The organism is Nocardiopsis sp. NPDC049922 (assembly GCF_040660275.1).
Classification (GTDB): Bacteria; Actinomycetota; Actinomycetes; order Streptosporangiales; family Streptosporangiaceae; genus Nocardiopsis.
Window position 1 is genome coordinate 577,564 of record NZ_JBFAME010000001.1, and the last position, 20,877, is coordinate 598,440.

Genomic DNA, 20,877 nt, shown 5'->3' on the forward strand with positions numbered 1-20,877 from the left:
TCGGCGGCGGCCCGGCTACCTCCCGCGCGGCTTGCGACGGCGTCCGCCCCTACGCCTGCCCCGGACGGGCTCCTCGGCCCGCTCCGCACCCCGCTCGGCGGCGATCCCCTCTTCCTCCTCGCGGCGCTCCTCGCGCACGCCGTAGGGGTCGGCGGTGGAGCGGCGCACCCACACCACGGCGAGCAGGACGCCCAGCACCAGCACGGCGCCGACACTGAGGAACCACGCCCAGACCGGCACGCGCGGGCCCTCGTCCACCCGGTCGAGCAGGTTCCGGTCGATCAGCGGGTTCTCCTCGGCGGTCCCCGCGGCCTGTGTGTTGGCCGTGGGCAGGTGGAGGGTGGGCAGTCCGTTCGGCCCCTCCTGGGAGCCGTCGACCAGGGCCTGGCGGAGCTGGTCGACGCCCAGCTGCGGGTACTCCGAACTCAGCAGCGCGGCGGCCCCGGCGACCATGGCGGCGGCGTAGGGCGCCCCGGTCACCTGGGCCTCCCCGCCGTCGGGCGCGGTGGCGTCGAGATCCGCGCCGGGCGCGGTGAGCTCGATCAGGTCGGGGCCGGGAGAGCCGGGGATCAGGGCGCCGTCGGCGTCGACACCGGCGACGGAGAGCACGTTGGGGTCGTCGCCCCCGGCCGGACCCACGACCAGCACCCCGGCCTCGGCCGCCGCCTCGGTCGCGGCGCCCAGCTCGTCGTCGGCCGCGCCGTTCCCCCCGGTGCCGTCGGTCGCGGTCGCACCGTCGGTCGGCGTGGCCCCGTTCCGCGCGGGGGCCTCAGCGGCCCCGGAGACCTCGGGCAACAGGATGACCTGGACACCCTCGTCGACCGCGCGGCGGACGGCGTCGGGCAGGGCGTCGTCGGTGGGCAGGACGAGCAGACGCGCGTCGGGCGCCACACCGAGGATGCCGCCCTCGGCGTCGCGCCCGTGCCCGTGGCTCGCGACCAGGGCCGCCAGGGCGGTTCCCTCGTCGAAGTCCCCCTCGTTGGCGCCGAACTCGGTGTCGACGCCGACGTTGTCGACGAGGTCTGGGTGGTCCTCGGGAACGGTGACGCCCGGGAGCGCGACGGTGGTGCCCTGGCCCTGGGTGAGTTCCCACACCTCCTGGGCCCCGATGGAGACCAGTCCCCACTGGTCGGGGCGCAGGTCGGGCAGCCCGTCGGCCGCCGCCGGGACCGGTGCCAGCGCGAGCACGCCGACGGCCGCGCAGACCCCCGCGGTTCCGAAGCGACGCTTGCGTGTCCTGTTACGGTTGTTACCCCCGAGCACGACAGGCTCCCTCGAACGTTGCGATCGGCGTTCCACGGCCCTCCCCTGGACCACCGCAATTCTGTCACGAGCACAGGATTCAGACACGGACAAGTGGCCTGGCGGTGAGGAAACGCAACTGTATCCCCGATGCCACTCCTCGCTTCCCCGCTCCTCATCCGGTATGTCGAGTCGCTAGCATGAGTCGCGCCGATCAGGACCATCCAATTTCCCGTCCAGGGGGTGTCCCATGCCGAATATCGGTCCGACCGAGGACGGTCAGTCGGCCCTCGCCGAACGCGAACAACGCATCCTCGCCTTCGAACGCCAGTGGTGGAAGTTCGAGGGCTCCAAGGAACAGGCGATCCGTGACGAGTTCGGGTTCTCCGCCACCCGCTACTACCAACTGCTCAACGGGCTGGTGGAACGACCCGAGGCACTCGCCTTCGACCCCATGACCGTCAAACGCCTGCGTCGGCTCCGTGCCGACCGCCGGCGGCAACGCAACGCACGTCTCCTCGGCATCCAGCTCTGAACCCGCTCACGCCTCCCGGTCACCCCGGCCCCACCCTCCGGCCGCGGGTGACCTCCTCCCCGACTCGGCTGACGACTCCGGGCGTGTCGCACGGGCGACCCCCTGGCGGCACCGCCCACGGAGCGGGTCGTACCGCGCCGATGGCGTCCAGGACGTGTTCCGTCGACGGCGCCCGTCGCGCGGCGGGGTGGGTGTTCTCCGCGCCCGCCTCAGGGGGCGCTGGAGCCGGAGCCGCTCCGTTGAAGGGCGGTGGCGGGCGACGAGCCTCCCCCGGGTACCCTGACGGCGCGGACGGTCCGCTCCCCGCGACCCGAAAGGCACCCGCATGTCCCTGCCCCGACCGAGCACGGACGACGGACGCGCCGCGCTCGACACCCTCCTCGCCGAGCCCACCGGGGCCCTGGCCGCCTTCGACTTCGACGGCACCCTCGCCCCCATCGTCGACGACCCGCGTACCTCCGCCCCCTTCCCCGGGATCGTGGAGCGGCTGGCCGACCTGGCCGGTCGGGTCGGCTCCGTCGCCGTGGTGACGGGGCGCCCCGCCGCCACCGCCGTCCGTCTGGGGAAGCTCGACCGGGTGCCCGGCATCACCGTCCTGGGCCACTACGGGGCCGAGCGCTGGACGGACGGCCGCGTGCTGTCCGCCGACCCGCCGCCCGGGGTGGAGCTGGTGCGGCGCGAACTCCCCGGTCTGCTCGACTCCGTCGGCGCGCCCGAGGGCACGTGGATCGAGGACAAGGGCCGCTCCCTGGCCGTCCACACCCGCCGCACCGCCGACCCCGACGGCGCGCTCGCCCTGCTGGCCCAGCCGTTGGCGGCCCTGGCCGAGCGGGCGGAGCTGCGGGTGGAGCCCGGGCGGATGGTGATCGAACTCCGTCCACAGGGTGTGGACAAGGGCGCGGCGCTGACCGACCTCGTCCGGTCGACCCGCGCGCGCACGGTGCTCTACGCCGGTGACGACCTGGGCGACCTGCCCGCGTTCGACGCCGTGGCCGACCTGCGCGCGCACGGTGTCGCCGGGCTGACCGTGTGCTCGTCCTCCGACGAGGTCACGGCCGTGGCCGAGGCCGCCGACCTCGTCGTCCCCGGTCCCGCCGGGCTGTGCGACCTCCTCGCCGACCTCACGGCGGCGATCCGTGCGCCTGGGGCGTGAGCGCCGCCCGCGCCGCCGCCCGCAGCTCCCCCAGCCCCGTCCGGTCGCGCCCGAAGTGCACGGCGTTGGTGAGCACGCCGACGTAGCGTCCGCTGGCGGGGTGCATGAACAGGCTGGTCCCGGTGTACCCGTTGTGGTAGACGACGCCCTCCGGGGTGATCAGCCACCCCAGCCCCCGCCAGCGCCGCTGCCCCGCGTCCACGTGCGGCTGCCAGCTCTCCCGCACGTACGAGGACGGGACGGGGCCGCTGGTGCCGTCCCCGAACCGCAGCATCTCGCGGGCGAAGGCGCCCAGGTCGATCGCGGTCGTGAACGCCCCGGCGTGCCCGGCCACCCCGCCCATGAGGGCCGCCGCCTCGTCGTGCACGACCCCCCAGGTCGGGGCCGCCCCGGCGAGGCGGCACTCGGTCGGCGCCACGGAGGGTGAGCGCGGGAGCGGGCCGAAGGTCGTGGAGCGCATCCCCAACTCGTCCCACAGGTCGCCCGCCAGGACGTCCAGGCGGACGCCGTAGCGCCGTTCCAGGAGCAGCCCGAGCAGGACGAAGCCGCGGTCGATGTAGTGGTGGTGGCCGCGGTCCTCCAGCGGGTCGGCCAGGATCGCCTCCGCCAGGTCCTGTTCGGTGCCGACGTAGCGCTCCAACCAGGTCACCGGGTTGAGCCCGCTCGTGTGCGTGAGGATCTCGCGGGTGGTCACGCCCCCGCCGGGGAGGTCGTCGGCGGGCAGGTATTCGGACATCGGCGCGTCGAGGTCAAGCACCCCCTCGGCGACCGCCTGGCCCACCAGCGGCCAAGTGGCCATGACCTTCGTCAGGCTCGCGACGTCGTAGGACACGTCCGGCGCGGTCTCGGTCTCGCCGTCGATCCGCCCAACGGCCACGAACTCCCACATGCCCCCGGTACCGATGACCGCGGAGCCCCCCGGCAGCCACCCGGCGTCCACCATCACCTTCAGGACTCCGCGGATCCGCCCTCCGGTCTCCGTGAGCCAGTCACCGTCACGCACGACACGCCTCCCCCGTGGTGGTCACTCTCGGCGGATACCCCGTCACCCGCGCGTTGTCACACCGGACTCCGGTGACGCGCGGTACGAAACCCCATGGGCGACGCCCGTAATGCCCCCTGGTCAGAGCACGAAGTAAGGTGTCGCCCACGAGCTCGGAGGAGGACGATGAGCAGCCAGACCCCCGTACCCGCCGGATTCCGTGGCGTCACGGGCAACATCGGGATCAAGGACCCCAAGGACGACTTCTTCGCCGTGGTGTCCGAGGTCCCCGCCCACGTGTCGGCCGTGTTCACCAGGTCCCGGTTCGCCGGGTCGAGCGTGGTGATCAGCCGCCAGGCGGCGGCGGACGGCCACGCGCGCGGCGTCACGGTGATCGCCCGCAACGCCAACGTGGCCACGATGACCGGCGAGGCCAACGCCCGCGAGGTGCGGGAGCGTGTGGCGCGCGCGGCGGGGGTGGAGCCCGAGGACCTCCTCATCGCCTCCACGGGCGTGATCGGCCAGCCCTACCCGATGGGCAAGGTCCGGGCGTACCTCGACTCGCTGCCCGCCGAGTTCCCCCCGGCCGACCTGGACCGCGCGGCGGCAGCGATGATGACCACCGACACCCGTCCGAAGACCGCCTCGGCCCGTGTCGGCGCGGCCACGCTGACCGGCATCGCCAAGGGCGTCGGCATGATCGAGCCGAACATGGCGACCATGCTGGCCTGGTTCTTCACCGACGCCGACATCGACCAGCCGGTGCTGGACGCGGTGTTCCGCCGGGTCGTGGACCGCACGTTCAACGCCCTGAGCATCGACACGGACACCTCCACGAGTGACTCGGCGGCGATCCTCGCCAACGGGCTCGCCGGTGCGGTGGACGCGGCGGAGTTCGAGGAGGCGCTGTACGGGGTGGCCCTCGCACTCGTGCGGATGATCGCCTCCGACGGCGAGGGCGCCAGCAAGCTGATCGAGGTGCGCGTCACCGGCGCGCGCGACGACGCCCAGGCCAGGCGGATCGGCAAGGCGGTCGTGAACTCGCCGCTCGTGAAGACGGCGGTGCACGGCTCGGACCCGAACTGGGGCCGGGTGGCGATGGCGGTCGGCAAGTGCGAGGACGAGACCGACGTCGAGCCGGACCGCGTGCGGATCCTCTTCGGCGACGTGGAGACGTTCCCGACCGAGGCCACCGACGAGGTGCTGGCGCGCGCCGCCGAGCACATGAAGGGCGACGAGGTGGTGATCTCCGTGGACTTGGGGATCGCCGACGGCGCCTGCACCGTGTACGGGTGCGACCTGACCGAGGGCTACATCCGGATCAACGCCGACTACACGACCTGAGCCGACGACGAACACACGGGAGCCCTCCCCCGGGGCGGGCTCCCGGCCGACAAGGGTGGCGAACATGCCGCACACCGACGCGGTCGACGACGCGGCGGCCTTCACCGAACAGGTCGAGCGCCACCGCCACGAGCTGCGCGTCCACTGCTACCGCATGACGGGTTCGTTCACCGAGGCCGAGGACCTGGTGCAGGAGGCGCTGCTCCGGGCCTGGCGCAACCGCGCCACCTTCGAGGGACGGTCCACGTTCCGGGCCTGGCTGTACAGGATCGCGACCAACGTGTGTCTGGACGCCCTGAACCGACGGCGGCCCCGGCACGGAGCGGACGCCCCGACTCCGGACGCCTCGCCCTTCCGCGAGGTCACCTGGCTCCAGCCCTACCCCGACGAACTGCTGGACCGCGCCGCGCCCGACGACGAGGGGCCGGAGTCGCGGGCGATCTCCCGCGAGACCGTCGAACTCGCCTTCCTGGCGACCCTCCAGCACCTGCCCCCGCGCCAGCGCGCCGTGCTCATCCTGCGCGACGTCGTCGGTTGGCCCGCCGAGCAGACCGCGAGCACGCTGGAGATGACCGTGCCCTCGGTCAAGAGCGCCCTCCAGCGTGCCCGGGCCACTCTGCGGGACGTCCTGCCGCCGCGCCGGGCGGACTGGGGTCCGGCCACGACGCCCAGCGAGGAGGAGCGCGCCGTCCTGCGCCGCTACGTCGAGGCGTCGCAGAACGCCGACCTGGACGGGTTGGCCGCGCTGCTGCGTGAGGACGCGCGCCAGACCATGCCTCCGGCCTCCCTCGTCTACGACGGGCGCGCGGCGATCCTCGACCTGTGGCGTCCGGTCCTCACCGGCGACCAGGCGTGGGGGGAGTGGATCACGGTGCCGCTGGACGCCAACCGCCAACCCGCCGCCGCCAACTACACGCGCGCTCCGGGAGAACGGGTGTACACGGCGGTCAACGTCGACGTGCTGCGGATCGAGGGCGGCCTGGTCGCGGAGATCACCACGTTCGGCCCCGAGGTTCTGCCCGCCTTCGGGCTGCCGCCGACGCGCGAGCCGTAGCCCGGAGATTCCTCGTCCGGGACCGATTCCTTTCTCCGGAACCTCCGGTCATACGAGTGACGGCACGGCGGCGACACCGAGCCGCCGTGCACGGAGGACCCAGGAGAGGCGACAGCCATGACCGAGTACACGACGACCGCGACCCCCGACCCCGCCCTGAGCGCCCTGGACCGCCTGGTGGGCACCTGGCGGGTCAGCGGAGGCGCCGAGGGGACCGTCACGTTCCGATGGATGCCGGGTCGACACTTCCTCATCCAGGACATCAGCCTGGTCCAGTACGACACCGACATCATCGGGATGGAGGTCATCGGGCGCGAGAAGCCGTTCGGCGCCGAGGAGCCGAGCGCCGACATCAGGTCGCGCTTCTACGACAACCAGGGGAACACCTTCGACTACGTCTACGAGCTGGAGGGTGACACACTCACCATCTGGGCCGGGGAGAAGGGGTCGCCCGCGTTCTACCGGGGCACCTTCAGCGCGGACGGCGCCACCGTGAGCGGCCCGTGGACCTACCCGGGCGGAGGCGGCTACGAGTCGTCCATGACCCGGATCGGCTGAGGCCGTCCGCGTGGGCGCGGCGACCACGGGTGCGGTGTGAGGCGGCCCGTGGTGCCTCGCTCAGCGGACATGCGGCTCGCCGTGCCCCTCCGGGCGGACCCGCACACCCTCCAGACCGCATCCGGCCATCCATGTGACCGCCCGATCGCTTGGGGTTATCGTCGTCGTGACGGCAACCCCACTCCCGGGAGAGGCGAGCACAGTGGGCAGTCATGGCAAGCCTGGCAGCGAGGACAAGAAGGACGACCCGAAGTGGCAGCAGGACGGGCAGAAGCCCAGCCCGCACGGCGGAGGCGGCACGTCCGGCGGCGGTAAGTAGTGCCCCCGTCGGACTTCGACGCCGGTGAGCGCCTCGTCGACCTGGTCGACCACCTCCATCAGGTCGGGGCACTCACGGACCCGCGGTGGCGAGACGCCTTCCTCCAGGTGCCTCGCCACCTGTTCGTCCCAGACCCCGTCTGGGCTGAGGACGGGAGCCGCGACGACGGATGGATGATCCCCGTCGGTCGCGATGATCCGTACTGGTGGGAGAACGTGTACGCCGACTTCGCACTGCCCACCCAGGTCGACGACGGCGCCCCGGCCGGTGAGGACGGCCGAGGCCGGTACACCACCAGTTCGATCAGCCAGCCCTCCCTCGTCGCACGGATGCTGGAGGCGCTGACGCCCGTCGACGGGGCGCGCGTGCTGGAGATCGGCACCGCGACCGGGTACAACTGCGCGCTGCTGTGCGCCCGGCTCGGCGCCGAGAACGTGGTGACGGTCGAGGTGGACCCGGTGCTGGCTGAGCGGGGGCGCGCGGCACTGCACGCCGCGGGGTGGAAGCCGACCGTGGTCTGCGGTGACGGCACCCAGGGTGTGCCCGCCGAGGCTCCGTTCGATCGGGTGCTGGCGACCGTCGCGGCGAAGCGGGTTCCCCACGCCTGGGTGAGACAGACTCGGCCGGGCGGCTCGATCATCACGCCGTGGGGCAACGACTACATGGCCACCGCCCTCCTTCGCTTGGAGGTGGGCGAGGACGGAGTCGCGACCGGCCGCCCCATCGGGGACGCTCCTTTCATGTGGCTGCGCGACCAGCGCGCGCACGGTGGCCGCTGGTCTGACTTCGTCGACTTCGACGCGAAGGTGCGTACCTCGCGGACCCGGGTGGATCCGCACGCCGTGGTCGAAGCCGGTGGCGGTGCCGAGTTCGCCGTCGGCACGTCGGTTCCGGGGCTGTGCCGGGCCTGGTTCGACGCCGAGGACGACTCCGGCGAAGCCACGCTGTGGCTCTACGACACGAAGGGGGCGTGGGCTTCGGTGGACTACGTCCCCGAGGTCGGGGAGTACGAGGTGGAGCAGGCCGGTCCCCGTGACCTGTGGGAGGAGGTCGAGGCCGCGGTGGTCTGGTGGGAGCGGGCCGGACGCCCCGAGCGTGAACGCTTCGGGTTGACGGTCAGCCGGGACGGGCAGCACGTGTGGCTGGACCGCCCGGAGAACGGTGTGGCGCGTCCGTTCGCCGTCGCGCCGTAGGACGACGTGCGAAAGGTCGGCTTCGGGTTCTGGTCAGTCTGGTTACCCGGCGGGCATCCTGTTTCGAGACGGCCGACCCCGGACCGCCCAGACGAGAAGTACCCGCTGCCCCGATCCGTGCGACGCGAGGGGCCCACCGGGACGCCGACACCGTGTCGCGCGCCCGGTGGGCCCCTCCCGCACGCCTACACGTGGACGGCCGGCGCCCCTCCGGCGGGCTCGCCCTCACCGACGCCGTCGCCGGTCGGGTGGCCGGCGCGCATGAACAGCGACAGCGCGGCCGACGCCAGCATCAGCGCCGCCGCGATCCCGAACGCCAGGTGCAGCCCGTCCATGAACGCCAGGTGGCTGGCCTCGGTGACCGCTCGCACGGTCTCCGCCGACGCCCCCTCGGGCGGCACGGCGCCGCCCTGCGCCACGGTGCTCTGCATGCTCGTCAGCTCGGCCTCGGCCGGTTCGGCGAGTCCGGCGGCGGCGAAGTGCCCGGGCAGGGTCGCCATGATGCTCAGCGACATCACCGCGCCCAGCACCGCCGTGCCCAGCGAACCGCCCAGCTGCATGGCGGCCTGCTGCACCGCCGAGGCCACGCCCGCGAAGCGCAGCGGCGCGTTCCCGAGGATCGCGGCCGTCGCGCCGGTCATGACCAGGCTCAGTCCCATGCCGACCAGGACGAACGCGACCGAGATGTAGGGCACCCCGGTCTCCCCGTCCAGCCGGGACAGCATGAACATCCCGGTTCCGGCCATCAGCAGACCGGCCGTGGTCGGCGCCCGGGCGCCCACCCGGTCCAGCACCCGTCCGGCGATCGGCGAGGTCAGCCCCATGGTGGCGGTCATCGGCAGCAGCTGGAGCCCGGTCTCGGCCGGGGACATGCCGCGCACGCCCTGGAGGTAGAAGGTCACGAAGAACAGTCCGCCCATGAGGCTGACCGCCATGCACGCCGTGAGCACCGCGCCGATGGCGATCGACGGGTGGGCGAAGAGCCCCAGGGGGATGAGCGGGTCCCGTGGGCGGCGCTCCCACAGGACGAAGGCCACGCCCACGACGAGGGCGACGGCGAGCGATCCCAGGGTGACCGAGGAGGTCCACCCGGCGGTCGGCGCCTCCACGAGGGCCCACACCAGCGCGAACATCGCCACGCTGAGCAGCGCGATGCCCGGGACGTCCATGCGGGCGCCGGGGTCGGTGGGCTGGTTCGGTCCGAGCAGCCACAGCGCCAGGACGACGGTGACCACGCCGACCGGCAGGTTGATGAAGAACACCGCCTGCCAGCCGAAGACGCCCACCAGGATCCCGCCGACGATGGGGCCGCCCGCGGTCGCGGCGCCGATGAGGCTGCCGAAGACGCCGAACGCGCGGCCGAGCTTGTCCGGCGGGAAGGTGGCGCGCAGCAGGCCCATGGCGGCGGGCAGCAGCAGCGCCCCGAAGATCCCCTGGAGCACGCGGAAGGCGATGAGCATGACCACGCCCGCCGACAGTCCGATCGCCACCGAGGAGACCACGAAGCCGACCACGCCCGCCAGGAAGGTGCGGCGATAGCCGAAGCGGTCGCCGAGCTTGCCCGCCGTGATGAGGAAGACCGCCAGGCCCAGCAGGTACCCGTGGGTCACCCACTGGAGTTCGGCCAGGGACGCCCCCAGGCTCTCGCCGATGGCGGGGTTGGCGACGGCGACGATCGTGCCGTCCAGGGCCACCATCATCACGCCGAACGCGATGGCGACCAGCGTCGACCACGGACTCTCCCGTAGTCGAGCCGCCCTCGACGCGGGCGGAGCATCCCCGAGTGTCATGTCTTCCCCCAGAATCTCAATGCGTTGTGAGAGAGCCTGTCAGTGGCTGACAGTTTGCATCAAGTGATTTTTGACTGTGACTGACGTAATATCGCCCGTGCGGAATGCCGCGGGAAGGAGGAGCACCGACGGTGGGAGGGACCATGACGGACACGAACGCACCCGGGGCGGTGGGGCTGCGCGAGCGCAAGAAGGCACGGCTGCGGGAGAGCCTGGTCGAGTCGGGACTCCGCCTGTTCCTCGAACAGGGGTACCACGGGACCACGACAGAGGAGATCGCCGCCAGCGTCGGCGTCTCCCAGCGGACCTTCTTCCGCTACTTCGCCACCAAGGAGGAGCTCGTCCTGGAGGCGGTGACCGGCATCGACGCGCACTTCCTGGCGTCCCTGCGCGCCCGCCCCGCCGACGAGCCCGCGCTGACCGCGCTGCGCGAGGCCACCCGGGACCACTGGAGCCGCGTCGACCCGCGGTCGCGCCGCTTCCTGAGCGGCGCCGCCACCCTCCTGCGCGACAACCCCGAGGTGGTCGACGCGCTCATGAGCCACTGCCGGAGCCGCCAGGAGCGGATCGCGGCGGCCGTCGCCGAGCGCACCGGGGTCGACCGCGCGACCGACCCGCGCCCGGACGTCCTCACCGCGGTCTTCGTCGCCGTGCTCGGCACGGCCCACGAGGCGTGGAGCGCGTCCGGCTCCACCGACACCGACGACCTGCTCGCCACCGTCCTGGAACGGCTCGACCTCGTGCCCGAGGCCGTCGGAGACGACTGGGGGACGGCGGGCCCCTGAGCCCCACCGTCCCCCGTCACTTCCCCCGGCGGGCGGGCGTCTCCCGCTCCCTCACGGACGCCCGCCCGCCGGGGGTGGCCGCTCACCAGAGGTCGACCTCCGGGTTCGCGGCCGCTCTCACCGCCTCACGGGCGCGTTCGGCGCTGGACTCGGCCAGGGCCGCCTCCGCGAGGCGGGCGCACTCCGCCCGTGTGTGGTGGGCCAGCGCGTGGCGCACGGCGGGCAGCGCGGGCCCGGACATCGACAGGCTCGTCACCCCCGCCCCGACCAGCGCCAGCGCCAGCAGCGGGTCGGCGGCGGCCTCACCGCACACGCCCACCGGGCGTCCCAGCCGCTCCCCCGACCGTCCCACGGACGCCACCAGGCGAAGCAGGGCCGGCTGCCACGGGTCGAGCAGGTCCGGCAGGGACCCGAGCGTGCGGTCGGCGGCCATCGTGTACTGGGCGAGGTCGTTGGTGCCGATCGAGACGAAGTCGACGTGCGCCAGCAACCGGTCCGCCAGCAGCGCGGCGCCGGGAACCTCGATCATCACCCCCACCTCGCCGAGGCCCGCGTTCCGGGCCAGCGTCGCGAACTCCGCGGCCTCGTCGGGTGTGGAGACCATGGGCGCCATCACCCGGGTCCGCGTCCAGGTCGCCTCGGCGGCACGGGCGATCGCGGTCAGCTGGTCGGTGAGCAGGCCCGGCTGGTCGCGCGCGGTCCGGTAGCCGCGCACACCCAGCGCCGGGTTGTCCTCGGGCCCGGTCTCGACGAACGGCAGCGGCTTGTCCGACCCCGCGTCCAGGGTGCGGACGGTGACCACGCGACCGTTGAAGGCCTTGAGCAACCGGGTGTAGACCGCGGTCTGCTCGTCGACCGTCGGCGGCTCGGTCCGGTCCAGGAAGAGGAACTCCGTCCGCAGCAGGCCCACGCCCTCGCTGTCCAGCGCGGCCGCCTCCTCCGGGTCGCCCTCGCCGACGTTGAGCAGGAGCGCCACGGAGACCCCGTCGCGGGTGCGGCCGGGCCCCTGGGACTCGGCGACCAGGGCACGGCGGCGCTCCTCCCTCCGGCGCATCCGCTCGACCAGCTCCGCGTCGGGATCGATGTCGACCGTTCCCGCGTCCCCGTCCACGGCCACGGCGGTCCCGTCCCGCAGATCGTCCGCGCCCGCGCACCCGACGACCGCCGGGATGCCGAGCGCGCGCGCCAGGATCACGGTGTGGCTGGTGGGGCCGCCCTGCCGGGTGACGATCGCCAGGACGCGGCCGGCGTCGAGCTGGACGGTGTCGGCGGGCGCGAGGTCGTCGGCGACCAGGACGTGGTCGTGGCCGGGGTCGGGCAGGCCGGGAACGGGCTCCCCGAGCAGGCGGGCGACGGCGCGGTCGCGGATGTCGGCCAGGTCCGCGGCGCGTTCGGCCAGGTAGCCCCCGGCCGCGAGCAGCAGGTCCTGGTAGGCGCCGCACGCCGAGTGGACCGCCCAGGCGGCGGCCTCCCCCGCCTCCGCCCGCTCGCCGACACGGCGGGCGAGCTCGGGGTCGCGGGCCATGAGCGCCTGCGCGGAGAGCACCGCCGCCCCGTCGCCGGTCAGTCCGGCGGCACGGGCGTCGAGCCAGTCGGCCACGCCGTCCAGGGCGGCGCGCGCCCGGTCCGTCTCGGCGGCGGGGTCCTCGACGGCGGGGGCGCGGTCCGGCAGGGTCGGCCGGGCGGCCATGCGGGCCACGGGGCCGACGGCCGAGCCGGGGCTGGCGGGGACGCCCGTCAGTCGGGAGCCGTCGGCTGAGGAGGTGTCGGCGGACACGCTGGCGGGGACGCCGGTGGGGTCACCGGTGCCGCCGGTCGCGCCGCCCCCCGTGTCGGGGCCCGCCGGGGGTGCTGCGCCGGGGTCGGCCGTCCCCTCGGGGGCCGGGGCTTCGGGGGGCAGGTGGCCGGGCTGCGGCATCATCGCTCCTGGATCGGGTCGTCGATCGGTCTCGGCTCACCCCGGCCCGTCCCATGGGCTGGCGGGGCGTGTGCGAACGCCTGGGTCACAGCCAACCGTGAAAGCCGCTGGGACGCCAGTGCTGGGAGGACACCGGTGGGACCGGACCGCCGGTGGCGGTGGATCGGCCTCACGGCTCGATGGTCACCTTGATCGCGGTGCCCGACGCCACCGTCTCGATGGCCTTGTGCACGTCGGACAGGCCCATCCGCTCGGTGATGAGGTCGAAGACCGGCACGGCGCCGGTGGAGATCAGCTCCAGGGCGCGGCGGTTGTGGTCGGGACTGGAGCCGTTCGCGCCGAAGATCGAGATCTCCCGGTAGTGCACGAGGTTGGAGTCCAGCCGGATGATCGGGTCGTCCTTGGGCAGGCCGCCGAAGAAGCTGACCCGACCGCCGCGCGCGGCCATGCGCATGGCGTCCTCCTGGGCGCGGCCCGAGGCGGCGGCGGTGATGACGACGTCCGCGCCCCGCTCCTCGGTCAGCCGCAGCACCTCGGCGACGGCGTCGGTCTCCGCACCGCAGACGGCGGCGTCCGGCCGGACGATGTCGGCGGACATGTCGAGGCGTCCCCGGTTGATGTCCACCAGGTACACGCTGGAGGCGCCGCGTGCGCGGGCCAGCCGGACGTGCAGGCAGCCGATCGGACCGGCGCCCATGACGACGACCGTGTCGCCCTCGCCGACCCCCGCGATCTCCTGGCCGTTGAGCACGCAGGCGAGCGGTTCGGCCACGGACGCCTCGGCCATGCTCACGTTCTCGGGGACGCGGTTGACGCCGTCGACGGCGAGCACGGCCTCGGGGATGATCATCTGCTCGGCGAAGCCGCCGTCGTAGTGGTAGCCCATCGACTGCTGGCGGGAGCACACGGGCATCCGTCCGGAGTCGCACTCGTGGCAGTCGCCGCAGGGGATGGCCGCGATGACCTGGACCCGGTCGCCCACGGACCAGCCGGTGACGCCCTCGCCCACCTCGTTGACCACGCCGCTGATCTCGTGGCCGATGACGCGCGGCGGGTCGATGTGGTGATGACCGTGGCGCGAGATCTTCACGTCCGTGCCGCAGGTCGAACAGTTGGCGACGCCGATCCTGAGCTGGCCGGGACCGGCGGTCGGTTCGGGGGCCTGTTCGAGGCGGATGTCACCGGGGGCGTAGAAGCGGGCGACGAGCATGGCGGAGACCTTTCCGGGGTCGTGCCGCCCCGCGCGCCGAAGGTGTGCGCGCGGGGCGGCCCTGTGGGAGTGGAGGGTGGTGGATCGACGAGCGCTCAGGGGCGCGGTTCGGGGCTCAGCAGGTCGAGCACGTCGGACGGGTCGGTCACGGCGCGGAGCCGGGCGGCCCGGTCGGGGTCGGTGAGGACCGACGCCAGCGAGGAGAGCACGGACAGGTGCTCGTCCCCGGAGGCCGCGATCCCGATGGCGACGTGGACGGTGGGCCCTCCCCAGTCGACCCCGTCGGGGTACTGGATGAAGGCCAGCCGGGTCTCCTTGACCAGGGCCCGTGAGGCGTCGGTGCCGTGCGGGATGGCGATGCCCTCGCCGACGAAGGTCGGCACCGAGGCCTCGCGCTCGTGCATGGCGGTCACGTAGCCGGGCTCGACCGCGCCCAGCTCGACGAGCAGCGTCCCGCACTGGTCGATGGCGTCCGTCCGGTCGGCGGCGGTGCGTCCGAGCCGCACGGCGTCGGCGGTCAGCGCCAGGTCAGTCGCCAAGGGACCCACCGTCCTTGATCGCCTTCTCCAGCTGGGCGAACACGGGGTCGCCCAGGAACATCTGGAACCCGATGACGACGGTGTCGGGCACCCGGGTGCGCGCCCGGTCGACCAGCCCCGCGTGGCACAGGACCACGTCGGCGTCGGAGGGCACCCGGTCCACCGGGGAGTGCTCGACGCTCACGCCGTACGAAGAGAGCGTGCGCTGGAGTTGGGAGGTGAGCAGGACGCTGCTGCCCATCCCGGCGTCGCAGGCGACGACGACCTTCCTGACGTCCGATCCCTGAATGGTGCTCATGCGCTGGTCTCCTTGTTCTGTTCGGCCTCGGCCTCAGCCTCGGCCGCCGCCCGCTCCGCCTTGCGCTCGGCCCGGCCGAAGCCCAGCAGGACCGACGCGAGGGCGAAGGAGACGAGGGTGGCGACGGTGACGCCCGCCAGCACGGCGAGGTGGTCACCGCGCGGGGTCACCGCCATGAGGGCGATGATGCTTCCGGGCGCGGGGGTGGCGAGCAGGCCGGCGTCCGTGACCAGGAAGGCGAACAGGCCGGACATGCCGCCGCCGATCGCGGCGAGGATGAGCTTCGGCTGGGCGAGGATGTACGGGAAGTAGATCTCGTGGATCCCGCCGAAGAAGTGGATGAGGATCGCGCCGGGGGCGGTGGCGCGGCTGATCTTCGGACCGAAGAACATGCAGGCCAGGAGGATGCCGAGACCGGGACCGGGGTTGGTCTCGATGAGGAACTCGATGGCCTTGCCCTCCTCGGCCACGCGGGCGACGCCCAGCGGGCCCAGGACGCCGTGGTTGAGGGCGTTGTTGAGGAAGAGGACCTTGGCGGGCTCGACGATCACCGACACCAGCGGCAGCAGGCTCAGGTCGATGAGGAACTGGACACCGGCGCCGAGCCCGTTGGCGATCGCGGTCACCACGGGGCCGACCGCGTAGACCCCCGACACCGCCAGCAGACCGGCGAGGATGCCCGCGCTGAAGTTGTTCACCAGCATCTCGAAGCCCGTGGGGATGCGGGGCTGGACGAGGCCGTCGAACTTCTTCATCAGGTACGCGGCGAGCGGTCCCATGACCATGGCGCCGAGGAACATCGGCACCTCGGCGGAGATGATGACGCCCATCGTCGCCGCCGCACCGACCACGCCACCGCGCCGGTCGTGCACCAGGTGACCGCCGGTGTAGGCGATCAGCAGCGGGAGCAGGTAGGTGATCATCGGCCCGACGAGTTCGGCCAGGGTCGCGTTGGGGAGCCAGCCGGTCTCGATGAACAGGGCCGTGATGAGACCCCAGGCGATGAACGCGCCGATGTTGGGCATCACCATGCTCGACAGGAAGCTGCCGAAGCGCTGGACCCCCGAGCGCGCTGACGCGAGCGTGGAACTGGTGCTCTGGGTGGACATGGAATCCTCCTGGGAGGTGCGACGGGCGAGGTGCCGCCGCGGGGGACTGGGTTGGCGTCGGTCGGCCGGGCGGGTCCGACCGATGGTGGCGGGGTGGCGAATCGCCCGGGTCAGGGGCGGATCGACCCGGTCAGACCGTACGGACCGTGGGCCCGGCGGCCTCCAGTTCGTCCGCGAGCCCGGCGGCGAGCCCGTGGTCGGTGATGATCAGGTCGACGTCCTCCACCGCACCGAAACGGGCGAAGTGGTCGTTGCCGACCTTGGTGTGGTCGGCGAGGAGGACCGAGCGCCGGGCGGAGCCGATCATGGCCCGCTTGACCTCGGCCTCAGCGGGGTCGGGAGTGGTCAGGCCGCGTTCGACGGAGACCCCGTTGGTGGCCATGAAGGCCACGTCCACGTAGGACTCGGCGAGCGACCGCAGTGCCCAGGCGTCCACCGTGGCCTGCGTCCGGGTACGCAGACGGCCGCCGAGCAGCATGAGGTGGATGTTGGTCCTGGGCGTGAGGGTGAGGGCGATCGACAGGGCGTTGGTGACGACGGTCAACTCCCGGTCGGTCGGCAGCTGTTCGGCCAGACGTCCGGTGGTGGAGCCGGCGTCGAGCAGGACGGCGCCCTCGTTCGGAAGTTCGGCCAGGGCGGCCTTGGCGATGCGCTCCTTCTCGTCGGTCAGCACGGAGTCGCGCAGATTGAGCGTGGGCTCGAAGCCCAGCCGCTCGACGGGGATCGCGCCGCCGTGGACCCTCCGCAGGACCCCGTCGCGTTCGAGCGTCGTGAGGTCGCGGCGGACGGTCTCGTAGGTGACGTCGAACTCCGAGGCGAGCCCCGTCACGTCGACCCGGCCGTCCCGGCGGGCGCGATCGAGGATCACCTTCTGGCGCTCTTCCGCGTACATGTTGGATCACCTGTGTTTCGGTGTGGTTTTCAGTGAGTTTAACCGTGTTGCCCAGGACACACAAGGGGCATGTTCCACCAATGCCCCCGGAACCGACACACACCACACCTCGATGACCGGCGAGAACGGTCATGAAGCCCACCCGCGCCGATGCGGCTCAGTCGCGCATCACCATTGACATACACACGCAAACACACATAATCAAAGACACTCCCATAGCCGACCCGGCAGGGCACAGACACCGTCGGAGAGTGCCACCCATGATCCTGACCCTCACGCCGAACCCGAGCGTGGACCACACCCTGGAGGTCGACCAGCTCGTCCGGGGAGAGGTCCTGCGTGTGCGGACGACCCGCGCCCACCCCGGGGGCAAGGGCGTCAACGTCGCGCGGGCGCTGCGCGGGGCGGGTGTGCCGACCCGGGCCCTCCTCCCCGTCGGCGGGGGCGGCGGGGCCGAGCTCACCACCCTGCTGGGAGACCTCCCGCGCGTCACCGTTCCCATCCAGGGCGAGACCCGGGGCAACATCGCGGTCACCGAGGCCGACGGCACCACCACCAAGCTCAACGCCCCCGGTCCGGTCCTGGCCCCCGGCGAGACCGACGCCCTCCTCGACACCCTCGAACAGGAGCTGTCCCGCGAACCGGACTGGATCGTGGCCTGCGGGAGCCTGCCCTCCGGTGTCCCCGACGACCTCTACGTCCACGTCGCCGAACTGGCGTCCTTCCACGGTGTCCCGCTCGCCCTGGACACCTCCGGCAAGCCGCTCGCCGAGGCCGCGCGGGCGGGGTCCGTGGCCCTGCTCAAGCCCAACCACGAGGAACTGGCGGAGCTGACCGGACGGGACCTCGCCACCGTCGGGGACGTCGTGGAGTCCGCCCGCGAAGTCCTGTCCTGGGGCAACGACCAGGCACTCGTGACATTGGGCGGGCACGGGGCCATACTCGTGGACGGCGCGTCCAGCTGGTGGGCGCGCGGTCCCCAGGTACGCGCCCGGAGCACGGTGGGCGCCGGAGACTGCGCACTCGCCGGTTTCCTCAGCGAGGGGGGGACTCCCGAGGAGGCCCTGGCCCGCGCCGTGTCCTGGGGGACGTCCGCGGTGTCCCTCCCCGGGACCACCGTCCCGACCCCCGACGACGTGGCCACGCACGATGTCACCGTGGTGGCCGACCCCGATCCGAAGCTGCGGATCGACCGACTCTGACCCCTCCCGGCCACGAACCCACCGACCCACCCCTCGACCCGCGAAGGACCACCATGCCCGAGCGCACCGTGACCGTCGGCTCCCAGCAGGGCCTGCACGCCCGACCGGCCGCCCTGTTCGTCCAGGCCGTCAACGAGACGGGGCTGCCCGTCCGGATCTCCCGCGAGGGGCACGACCCGGTGGACGCGCGCAGCGTCCTGGCGGTCATGTCCATGGGCGCGGGCCACGGCGAGACCGTGACGCTGACCTGCGACGCCGCCGACACCGCCGAGCAGGCCCTGGACTCCCTGGTCACGCTCCTGTCCTCCGACATGGACAAGGACTGACGCGCGCGACCTGGGGCGCGGCGCCCGGGACACGCGGCCCCGCGGGGAGCGCTCCGCTTCAGGGGGCGCTCCCCCACCGTTTCCCGGGCCCCGTCGACCCGTCAGCCGAGCAGCCGGAGCGCCCGTTCGCGCATCTCGACCTTGCGGACCTTGCCGGTCACGGTCATCGGGAACTCGTCGACGACGTGGACGTAACGGGGGATCTTGAAGTGCGCGATCCTCCCCTCGCAGAAGGCGCGCAGGTCGTCGGCGGTGACGGGGTCGACGCCGTCGCGCATGCGCACCCACGCCATGAGCTCCTCGCCGTACTTCTCGTCGGGGACCCCGATGACCTGCGCGTCCAGGATGTCGGGGTGCGTGTGCAGGAGCTCCTCGATCTCGCGCGGGTAGACGTTCTCACCGCCGCGGATCACCATGTCCTTGATCCGGCCGGTGATGCCGACGTAGCCCTCGTCGTCCATGACCGCGAGGTCGCCGGTGTGCATCCAGCGGCCCGCGTCGATCGCCTCGGCCGTCCGCTCCGGCATGTCCCAGTAGCCGAGCATGACCGAGTAGCCCCGGGTGCACAGCTCGCCGGGGGTCCCGCGCGGCACGGTGATCCCGCTGTCCGGGTCGACCACCTTGACCTCCAGGTGCGGTCCGACCCGCCCGACGGTCGAGACCCGGCGCTCCACCGAGTCGTCCCGGCGGGTCTGGGTGGAGACCGGCGACGTCTCCGTCATCCCGTAGCAGATGGACACCTCGCGCATGCCCATCCGGCCCATGACCTCGCGCATCACCTCGACCGGGCAGGGTGAGCCCGCCATGATCCCGGTGCGCAGGCTGGACAGGTCGTAGTCGCCGAAGTCCGGGAGGGCCAGTTCGGCGATGAACATGGCGGGCACGCCGTACAGGGAGGTGCAGCGCTCGGCCTGGACGGCGTCGAGGGTCGCCGCGGGGTCGAAGCCGGGGCCGGGAAGGACGACGCACGCGCCGTGGGTGGTGGCCGCCAGATTCGCCATGACCATCCCAAAACAGTGATAAAGGGGAACCGGGGCACAAATACGGTCAAACTTCGTGTATCCACACAGCTCACCCACGAAGAACCCGTTGTTGAGGATGTTGTGGTGGGAGAGCGTGGCGCCCTTCGGAAAGCCCGTGGTGCCCGAGGTGTACTGGATGTTGATGGGGTCGTCCGGGGACAGGGCGGCCTCGATCCCCGCCAGCCGCGCCGGGTCCCCCGCTTCGCCCGCCGTGAGCAGGTCGGTCCAGGCGGGGCCGTCGAACAGGACCACCTCGCGCAGGTCGGGGCAGCGGCCGCGGACCTCCTCGATCATCGCCGCGTAGTCGGAGGTCTTGAACGACGGCGCGGACACCAGGACCGAGATGCCCGCCTGGTTGAGCACGTACTCCAGCTCGTGGGTCCGGTAGGCCGGGTTGACGTTGACCAGGACCGCGCCGAGGCGGGCCGTCGCGTACTGCGTGTAGACCCACTCGGCGCGGTTGGGCGACCACACGCCGACCCGGTCGCCCTTGGTAACGCCGAGGTCGAGCAGGCCGAGCGCGACACGGTCGACCATGGCGTCGAACTCGCGGTAGGTGAGGCGGACGCCGCCCGCACGGTCGACGAGGGCCTCGCGGTCGGGGTGGGCGGCGGCCGTGCGGGCGAGGTTGGCGCCGATGGTGTCGCCGAGGAGCGGGGTGTCGGAGGTGCCTGAGGAGTAGCTGCTCTGAAGGGCGGGAGGACGCAATCCGGGGCTCCTTGCCGTGCCGGGACACGGGCGGGGAACCGGAGTCGCGCGGGTGCGCGCGGAGCCGCCCGTGTAAGACCGATCACACGTACCACGCGACGTCCGCGGCTGTGAAGGCGTCCTCGGCGGGCCAGGGGCGCGGGGAGGACTACCCGGCCTCGGCCTGATCCTGGATCCGGTCCTCGACGACGAAGTCGCCCTCGAAGGTCGCCGCCCATTCCTTGGCGCGCTCCATGTCCGCCTCGCGGTGCGCGGTGAGGACCACCCGGTTGCCGTCGGGGTCGTCGACGGTCAGGTCGGAGGTGAACCAGGCGGTGTCCGTGGGGCCCTCGATCCGCGCCCCCTCGGGAGCGGCGGCACGGAGCGCCTCCGCCAGCTCAGCGAGGTCCTGTCCGGCGGCGTTGAAGCTCACGGTGGCGCTGCCGCGCTCCGGCTCGCCGGGGACGAGCAGCAGGTCCTGGTAGCGCGTCCGCCGCAGGTGCACCAGCACGGGGGAACCGTCCGGTCCCGGGATGGTGGCCAGGGAGACGAAGCCGACGGCGTGGTAGAACGCCTCGGCCGCCGCGAGGTCCGCCACCCGGAAGGTGGCGAACATCGGCATGGGGTAGACGGTGCGGTCGATCTCGGGAGTGCCGCCGATCTCGGCGGTGCTGTTCTCGCTCATGCCGCCGACTCTAGGAGTCGACGTGGCGTCAGGG

At 72.7% G+C, this 20,877-nt stretch carries 20 protein-coding genes; 9 read left to right on the forward strand and 11 right to left on the reverse strand.

Going from position 1 to position 20,877, the window contains the following annotated elements; genetic code table 11:
- Positions 1–15 precede the first annotated feature (15 nt).
- Positions 16–1,263, reverse strand: coding sequence for a S8 family serine peptidase (locus AB0I72_RS02755; protein WP_358562139.1), 1,248 nt, complete (start codon positions 1,261–1,263; stop codon positions 16–18).
- Positions 1,264–1,492: 229 nt separating this feature from the next.
- On the opposite strand from AB0I72_RS02755, the gene AB0I72_RS02760 reads away from it, so the two are divergent.
- Both AB0I72_RS02760 and otsB read left to right on the forward strand, forming a co-directional pair.
- A complete protein-coding gene (locus AB0I72_RS02760) occupies positions 1,493–1,777 on the forward strand; it encodes a DUF3263 domain-containing protein (protein ID WP_358562142.1) in 285 nt (94 codons plus the stop codon).
- Positions 1,778–2,102: 325 nt separating this feature from the next.
- Positions 2,103–2,930: a trehalose-phosphatase gene (gene otsB, locus AB0I72_RS02765; RefSeq protein ID WP_358562145.1), complete on the forward strand. Its 828-nt coding sequence runs from the start codon at positions 2,103–2,105 to the stop codon at positions 2,928–2,930.
- Here otsB and AB0I72_RS02770 read toward each other — a convergent pair.
- Positions 2,899–3,933: a serine hydrolase domain-containing protein gene (locus AB0I72_RS02770; protein ID WP_358562148.1), complete on the reverse strand. Its 1,035-nt coding sequence runs from the start codon at positions 3,931–3,933 to the stop codon at positions 2,899–2,901. The genes otsB and AB0I72_RS02770 overlap by 32 nt on opposite strands.
- Positions 3,934–4,098: 165 nt before the next feature.
- Between AB0I72_RS02770 and argJ the strand changes: the two genes are divergently transcribed.
- From argJ to AB0I72_RS02790, 4 genes are all read left to right on the forward strand, one after another.
- Positions 4,099–5,256: a bifunctional glutamate N-acetyltransferase/amino-acid acetyltransferase ArgJ gene (gene argJ / locus AB0I72_RS02775; protein ID WP_358562151.1), complete on the forward strand. Its 1,158-nt coding sequence runs from the start codon at positions 4,099–4,101 to the stop codon at positions 5,254–5,256.
- A gap of 64 nt (positions 5,257–5,320) precedes the next feature.
- Entirely contained in the window at positions 5,321–6,310 is a 990-nt protein-coding gene (locus AB0I72_RS02780; RefSeq protein ID WP_358562154.1) for an RNA polymerase subunit sigma-70, read from the forward strand.
- A 117-nt stretch (positions 6,311–6,427) separates the two neighbouring features.
- Positions 6,428–6,868 (forward strand): hypothetical protein, encoded by a 441-nt coding sequence (locus AB0I72_RS02785; RefSeq protein WP_358562157.1) that lies wholly within the window; start codon positions 6,428–6,430, stop codon positions 6,866–6,868.
- A 318-nt stretch (positions 6,869–7,186) separates the two neighbouring features.
- On the forward strand, positions 7,187–8,380 hold the full coding sequence (locus tag AB0I72_RS02790; RefSeq protein WP_358562160.1) for a methyltransferase domain-containing protein: 1,194 nt from the start codon (positions 7,187–7,189) through the stop codon (positions 8,378–8,380).
- A 185-nt stretch (positions 8,381–8,565) separates the two neighbouring features.
- Here the strand turns inward: AB0I72_RS02790 and AB0I72_RS02795 are convergent, their stop codons facing one another.
- Positions 8,566–10,170, reverse strand: coding sequence for an MFS transporter (locus AB0I72_RS02795; protein ID WP_358562163.1), 1,605 nt, complete (start codon positions 10,168–10,170; stop codon positions 8,566–8,568).
- Between the two features lie 143 nt (positions 10,171–10,313).
- On the opposite strand from AB0I72_RS02795, the gene AB0I72_RS02800 reads away from it, so the two are divergent.
- Positions 10,314–10,955: a TetR family transcriptional regulator gene (locus tag AB0I72_RS02800; protein WP_358562165.1), complete on the forward strand. Its 642-nt coding sequence runs from the start codon at positions 10,314–10,316 to the stop codon at positions 10,953–10,955.
- Positions 10,956–11,037: 82 nt separating this feature from the next.
- On the opposite strand, the gene ptsP is transcribed toward AB0I72_RS02800, so the two are convergent.
- From ptsP to AB0I72_RS02830, 6 genes are all read right to left on the reverse strand, one after another.
- The gene (gene ptsP, locus AB0I72_RS02805; RefSeq protein ID WP_358562168.1) at positions 11,038–12,876 is read right to left on the reverse strand and encodes a phosphoenolpyruvate--protein phosphotransferase; all 1,839 of its coding nucleotides are present in this window, start codon (positions 12,874–12,876) and stop codon (positions 11,038–11,040) included.
- 166 nt (positions 12,877–13,042) lie between these two features.
- The gene (locus AB0I72_RS02810; RefSeq protein WP_358562171.1) at positions 13,043–14,083 is read right to left on the reverse strand and encodes a zinc-dependent dehydrogenase; all 1,041 of its coding nucleotides are present in this window, start codon (positions 14,081–14,083) and stop codon (positions 13,043–13,045) included.
- Positions 14,084–14,178: 95 nt separating this feature from the next.
- A complete protein-coding gene (locus AB0I72_RS02815) occupies positions 14,179–14,622 on the reverse strand; it encodes a PTS sugar transporter subunit IIA (protein WP_358562174.1) in 444 nt (147 codons plus the stop codon).
- Entirely contained in the window at positions 14,612–14,920 is a 309-nt protein-coding gene (locus tag AB0I72_RS02820) for a PTS lactose transporter subunit IIB (RefSeq protein ID WP_358562177.1), read from the reverse strand. The genes AB0I72_RS02815 and AB0I72_RS02820 overlap by 11 nt, the downstream gene beginning before the upstream one ends.
- A complete protein-coding gene (locus AB0I72_RS02825; protein ID WP_358562180.1) occupies positions 14,917–16,029 on the reverse strand; it encodes a PTS mannitol transporter subunit IICB in 1,113 nt (370 codons plus the stop codon). The genes AB0I72_RS02820 and AB0I72_RS02825 overlap by 4 nt, the downstream gene beginning before the upstream one ends.
- A gap of 130 nt (positions 16,030–16,159) precedes the next feature.
- Complete coding sequence (locus tag AB0I72_RS02830) at positions 16,160–16,921, reverse strand: DeoR/GlpR family DNA-binding transcription regulator (RefSeq protein ID WP_358562183.1); 762 nt, start codon at positions 16,919–16,921, stop codon at positions 16,160–16,162.
- Positions 16,922–17,181: 260 nt separating this feature from the next.
- Between AB0I72_RS02830 and pfkB the strand changes: the two genes are divergently transcribed.
- A complete protein-coding gene (gene pfkB / locus AB0I72_RS02835) occupies positions 17,182–18,123 on the forward strand; it encodes a 1-phosphofructokinase (protein ID WP_358562186.1) in 942 nt (313 codons plus the stop codon).
- Between the two features lie 53 nt (positions 18,124–18,176).
- The gene (locus AB0I72_RS02840) at positions 18,177–18,449 is read left to right on the forward strand and encodes an HPr family phosphocarrier protein (protein WP_358562188.1); all 273 of its coding nucleotides are present in this window, start codon (positions 18,177–18,179) and stop codon (positions 18,447–18,449) included.
- 101 nt (positions 18,450–18,550) lie between these two features.
- Here the strand turns inward: AB0I72_RS02840 and AB0I72_RS02845 are convergent, their stop codons facing one another.
- Together AB0I72_RS02845 and AB0I72_RS02850 are read right to left on the reverse strand one after the other, a co-directional pair.
- The gene (locus AB0I72_RS02845; RefSeq protein WP_358562191.1) at positions 18,551–20,179 is read right to left on the reverse strand and encodes an AMP-binding protein; all 1,629 of its coding nucleotides are present in this window, start codon (positions 20,177–20,179) and stop codon (positions 18,551–18,553) included.
- 148 nt (positions 20,180–20,327) lie between these two features.
- Positions 20,328–20,843: a VOC family protein gene (locus tag AB0I72_RS02850; protein ID WP_358562194.1), complete on the reverse strand. Its 516-nt coding sequence runs from the start codon at positions 20,841–20,843 to the stop codon at positions 20,328–20,330.
- Between the last annotated feature and the right edge of the window lie 34 nt (positions 20,844–20,877).

Bases quoted from the DNA above. Each gene is read 5' to 3' on its own strand.
- AB0I72_RS02760 (WP_358562142.1), top strand. From the start codon at position 1,493: ATGCCGAATATCGGTCCGACCGAGGACGGTCAGTCGGCCCTCGCCGAA.
- otsB (WP_358562145.1), top strand. From the start codon at position 2,103: ATGTCCCTGCCCCGACCGAGCACGGACGACGGACGCGCCGCGCTCGAC.
- argJ (WP_358562151.1), top strand. From the start codon at position 4,099: ATGAGCAGCCAGACCCCCGTACCCGCCGGATTCCGTGGCGTCACGGGC.
- AB0I72_RS02780 (WP_358562154.1), top strand. From the start codon at position 5,321: ATGCCGCACACCGACGCGGTCGACGACGCGGCGGCCTTCACCGAACAG.
- AB0I72_RS02785 (WP_358562157.1), top strand. From the start codon at position 6,428: ATGACCGAGTACACGACGACCGCGACCCCCGACCCCGCCCTGAGCGCC.
- AB0I72_RS02795 (WP_358562163.1), bottom strand. From the start codon at position 10,170: ATGACACTCGGGGATGCTCCGCCCGCGTCGAGGGCGGCTCGACTACGG.
- AB0I72_RS02800 (WP_358562165.1), top strand. From the start codon at position 10,314: ATGACGGACACGAACGCACCCGGGGCGGTGGGGCTGCGCGAGCGCAAG.
- ptsP (WP_358562168.1), bottom strand. From the start codon at position 12,876: ATGATGCCGCAGCCCGGCCACCTGCCCCCCGAAGCCCCGGCCCCCGAG.
- AB0I72_RS02810 (WP_358562171.1), bottom strand. From the start codon at position 14,083: ATGCTCGTCGCCCGCTTCTACGCCCCCGGTGACATCCGCCTCGAACAG.
- AB0I72_RS02820 (WP_358562177.1), bottom strand. From the start codon at position 14,920: ATGAGCACCATTCAGGGATCGGACGTCAGGAAGGTCGTCGTCGCCTGC.
- AB0I72_RS02825 (WP_358562180.1), bottom strand. From the start codon at position 16,029: ATGTCCACCCAGAGCACCAGTTCCACGCTCGCGTCAGCGCGCTCGGGG.
- AB0I72_RS02830 (WP_358562183.1), bottom strand. From the start codon at position 16,921: ATGTACGCGGAAGAGCGCCAGAAGGTGATCCTCGATCGCGCCCGCCGG.
- pfkB (WP_358562186.1), top strand. From the start codon at position 17,182: ATGATCCTGACCCTCACGCCGAACCCGAGCGTGGACCACACCCTGGAG.
- AB0I72_RS02840 (WP_358562188.1), top strand. From the start codon at position 18,177: ATGCCCGAGCGCACCGTGACCGTCGGCTCCCAGCAGGGCCTGCACGCC.
- AB0I72_RS02850 (WP_358562194.1), bottom strand. From the start codon at position 20,843: ATGAGCGAGAACAGCACCGCCGAGATCGGCGGCACTCCCGAGATCGAC.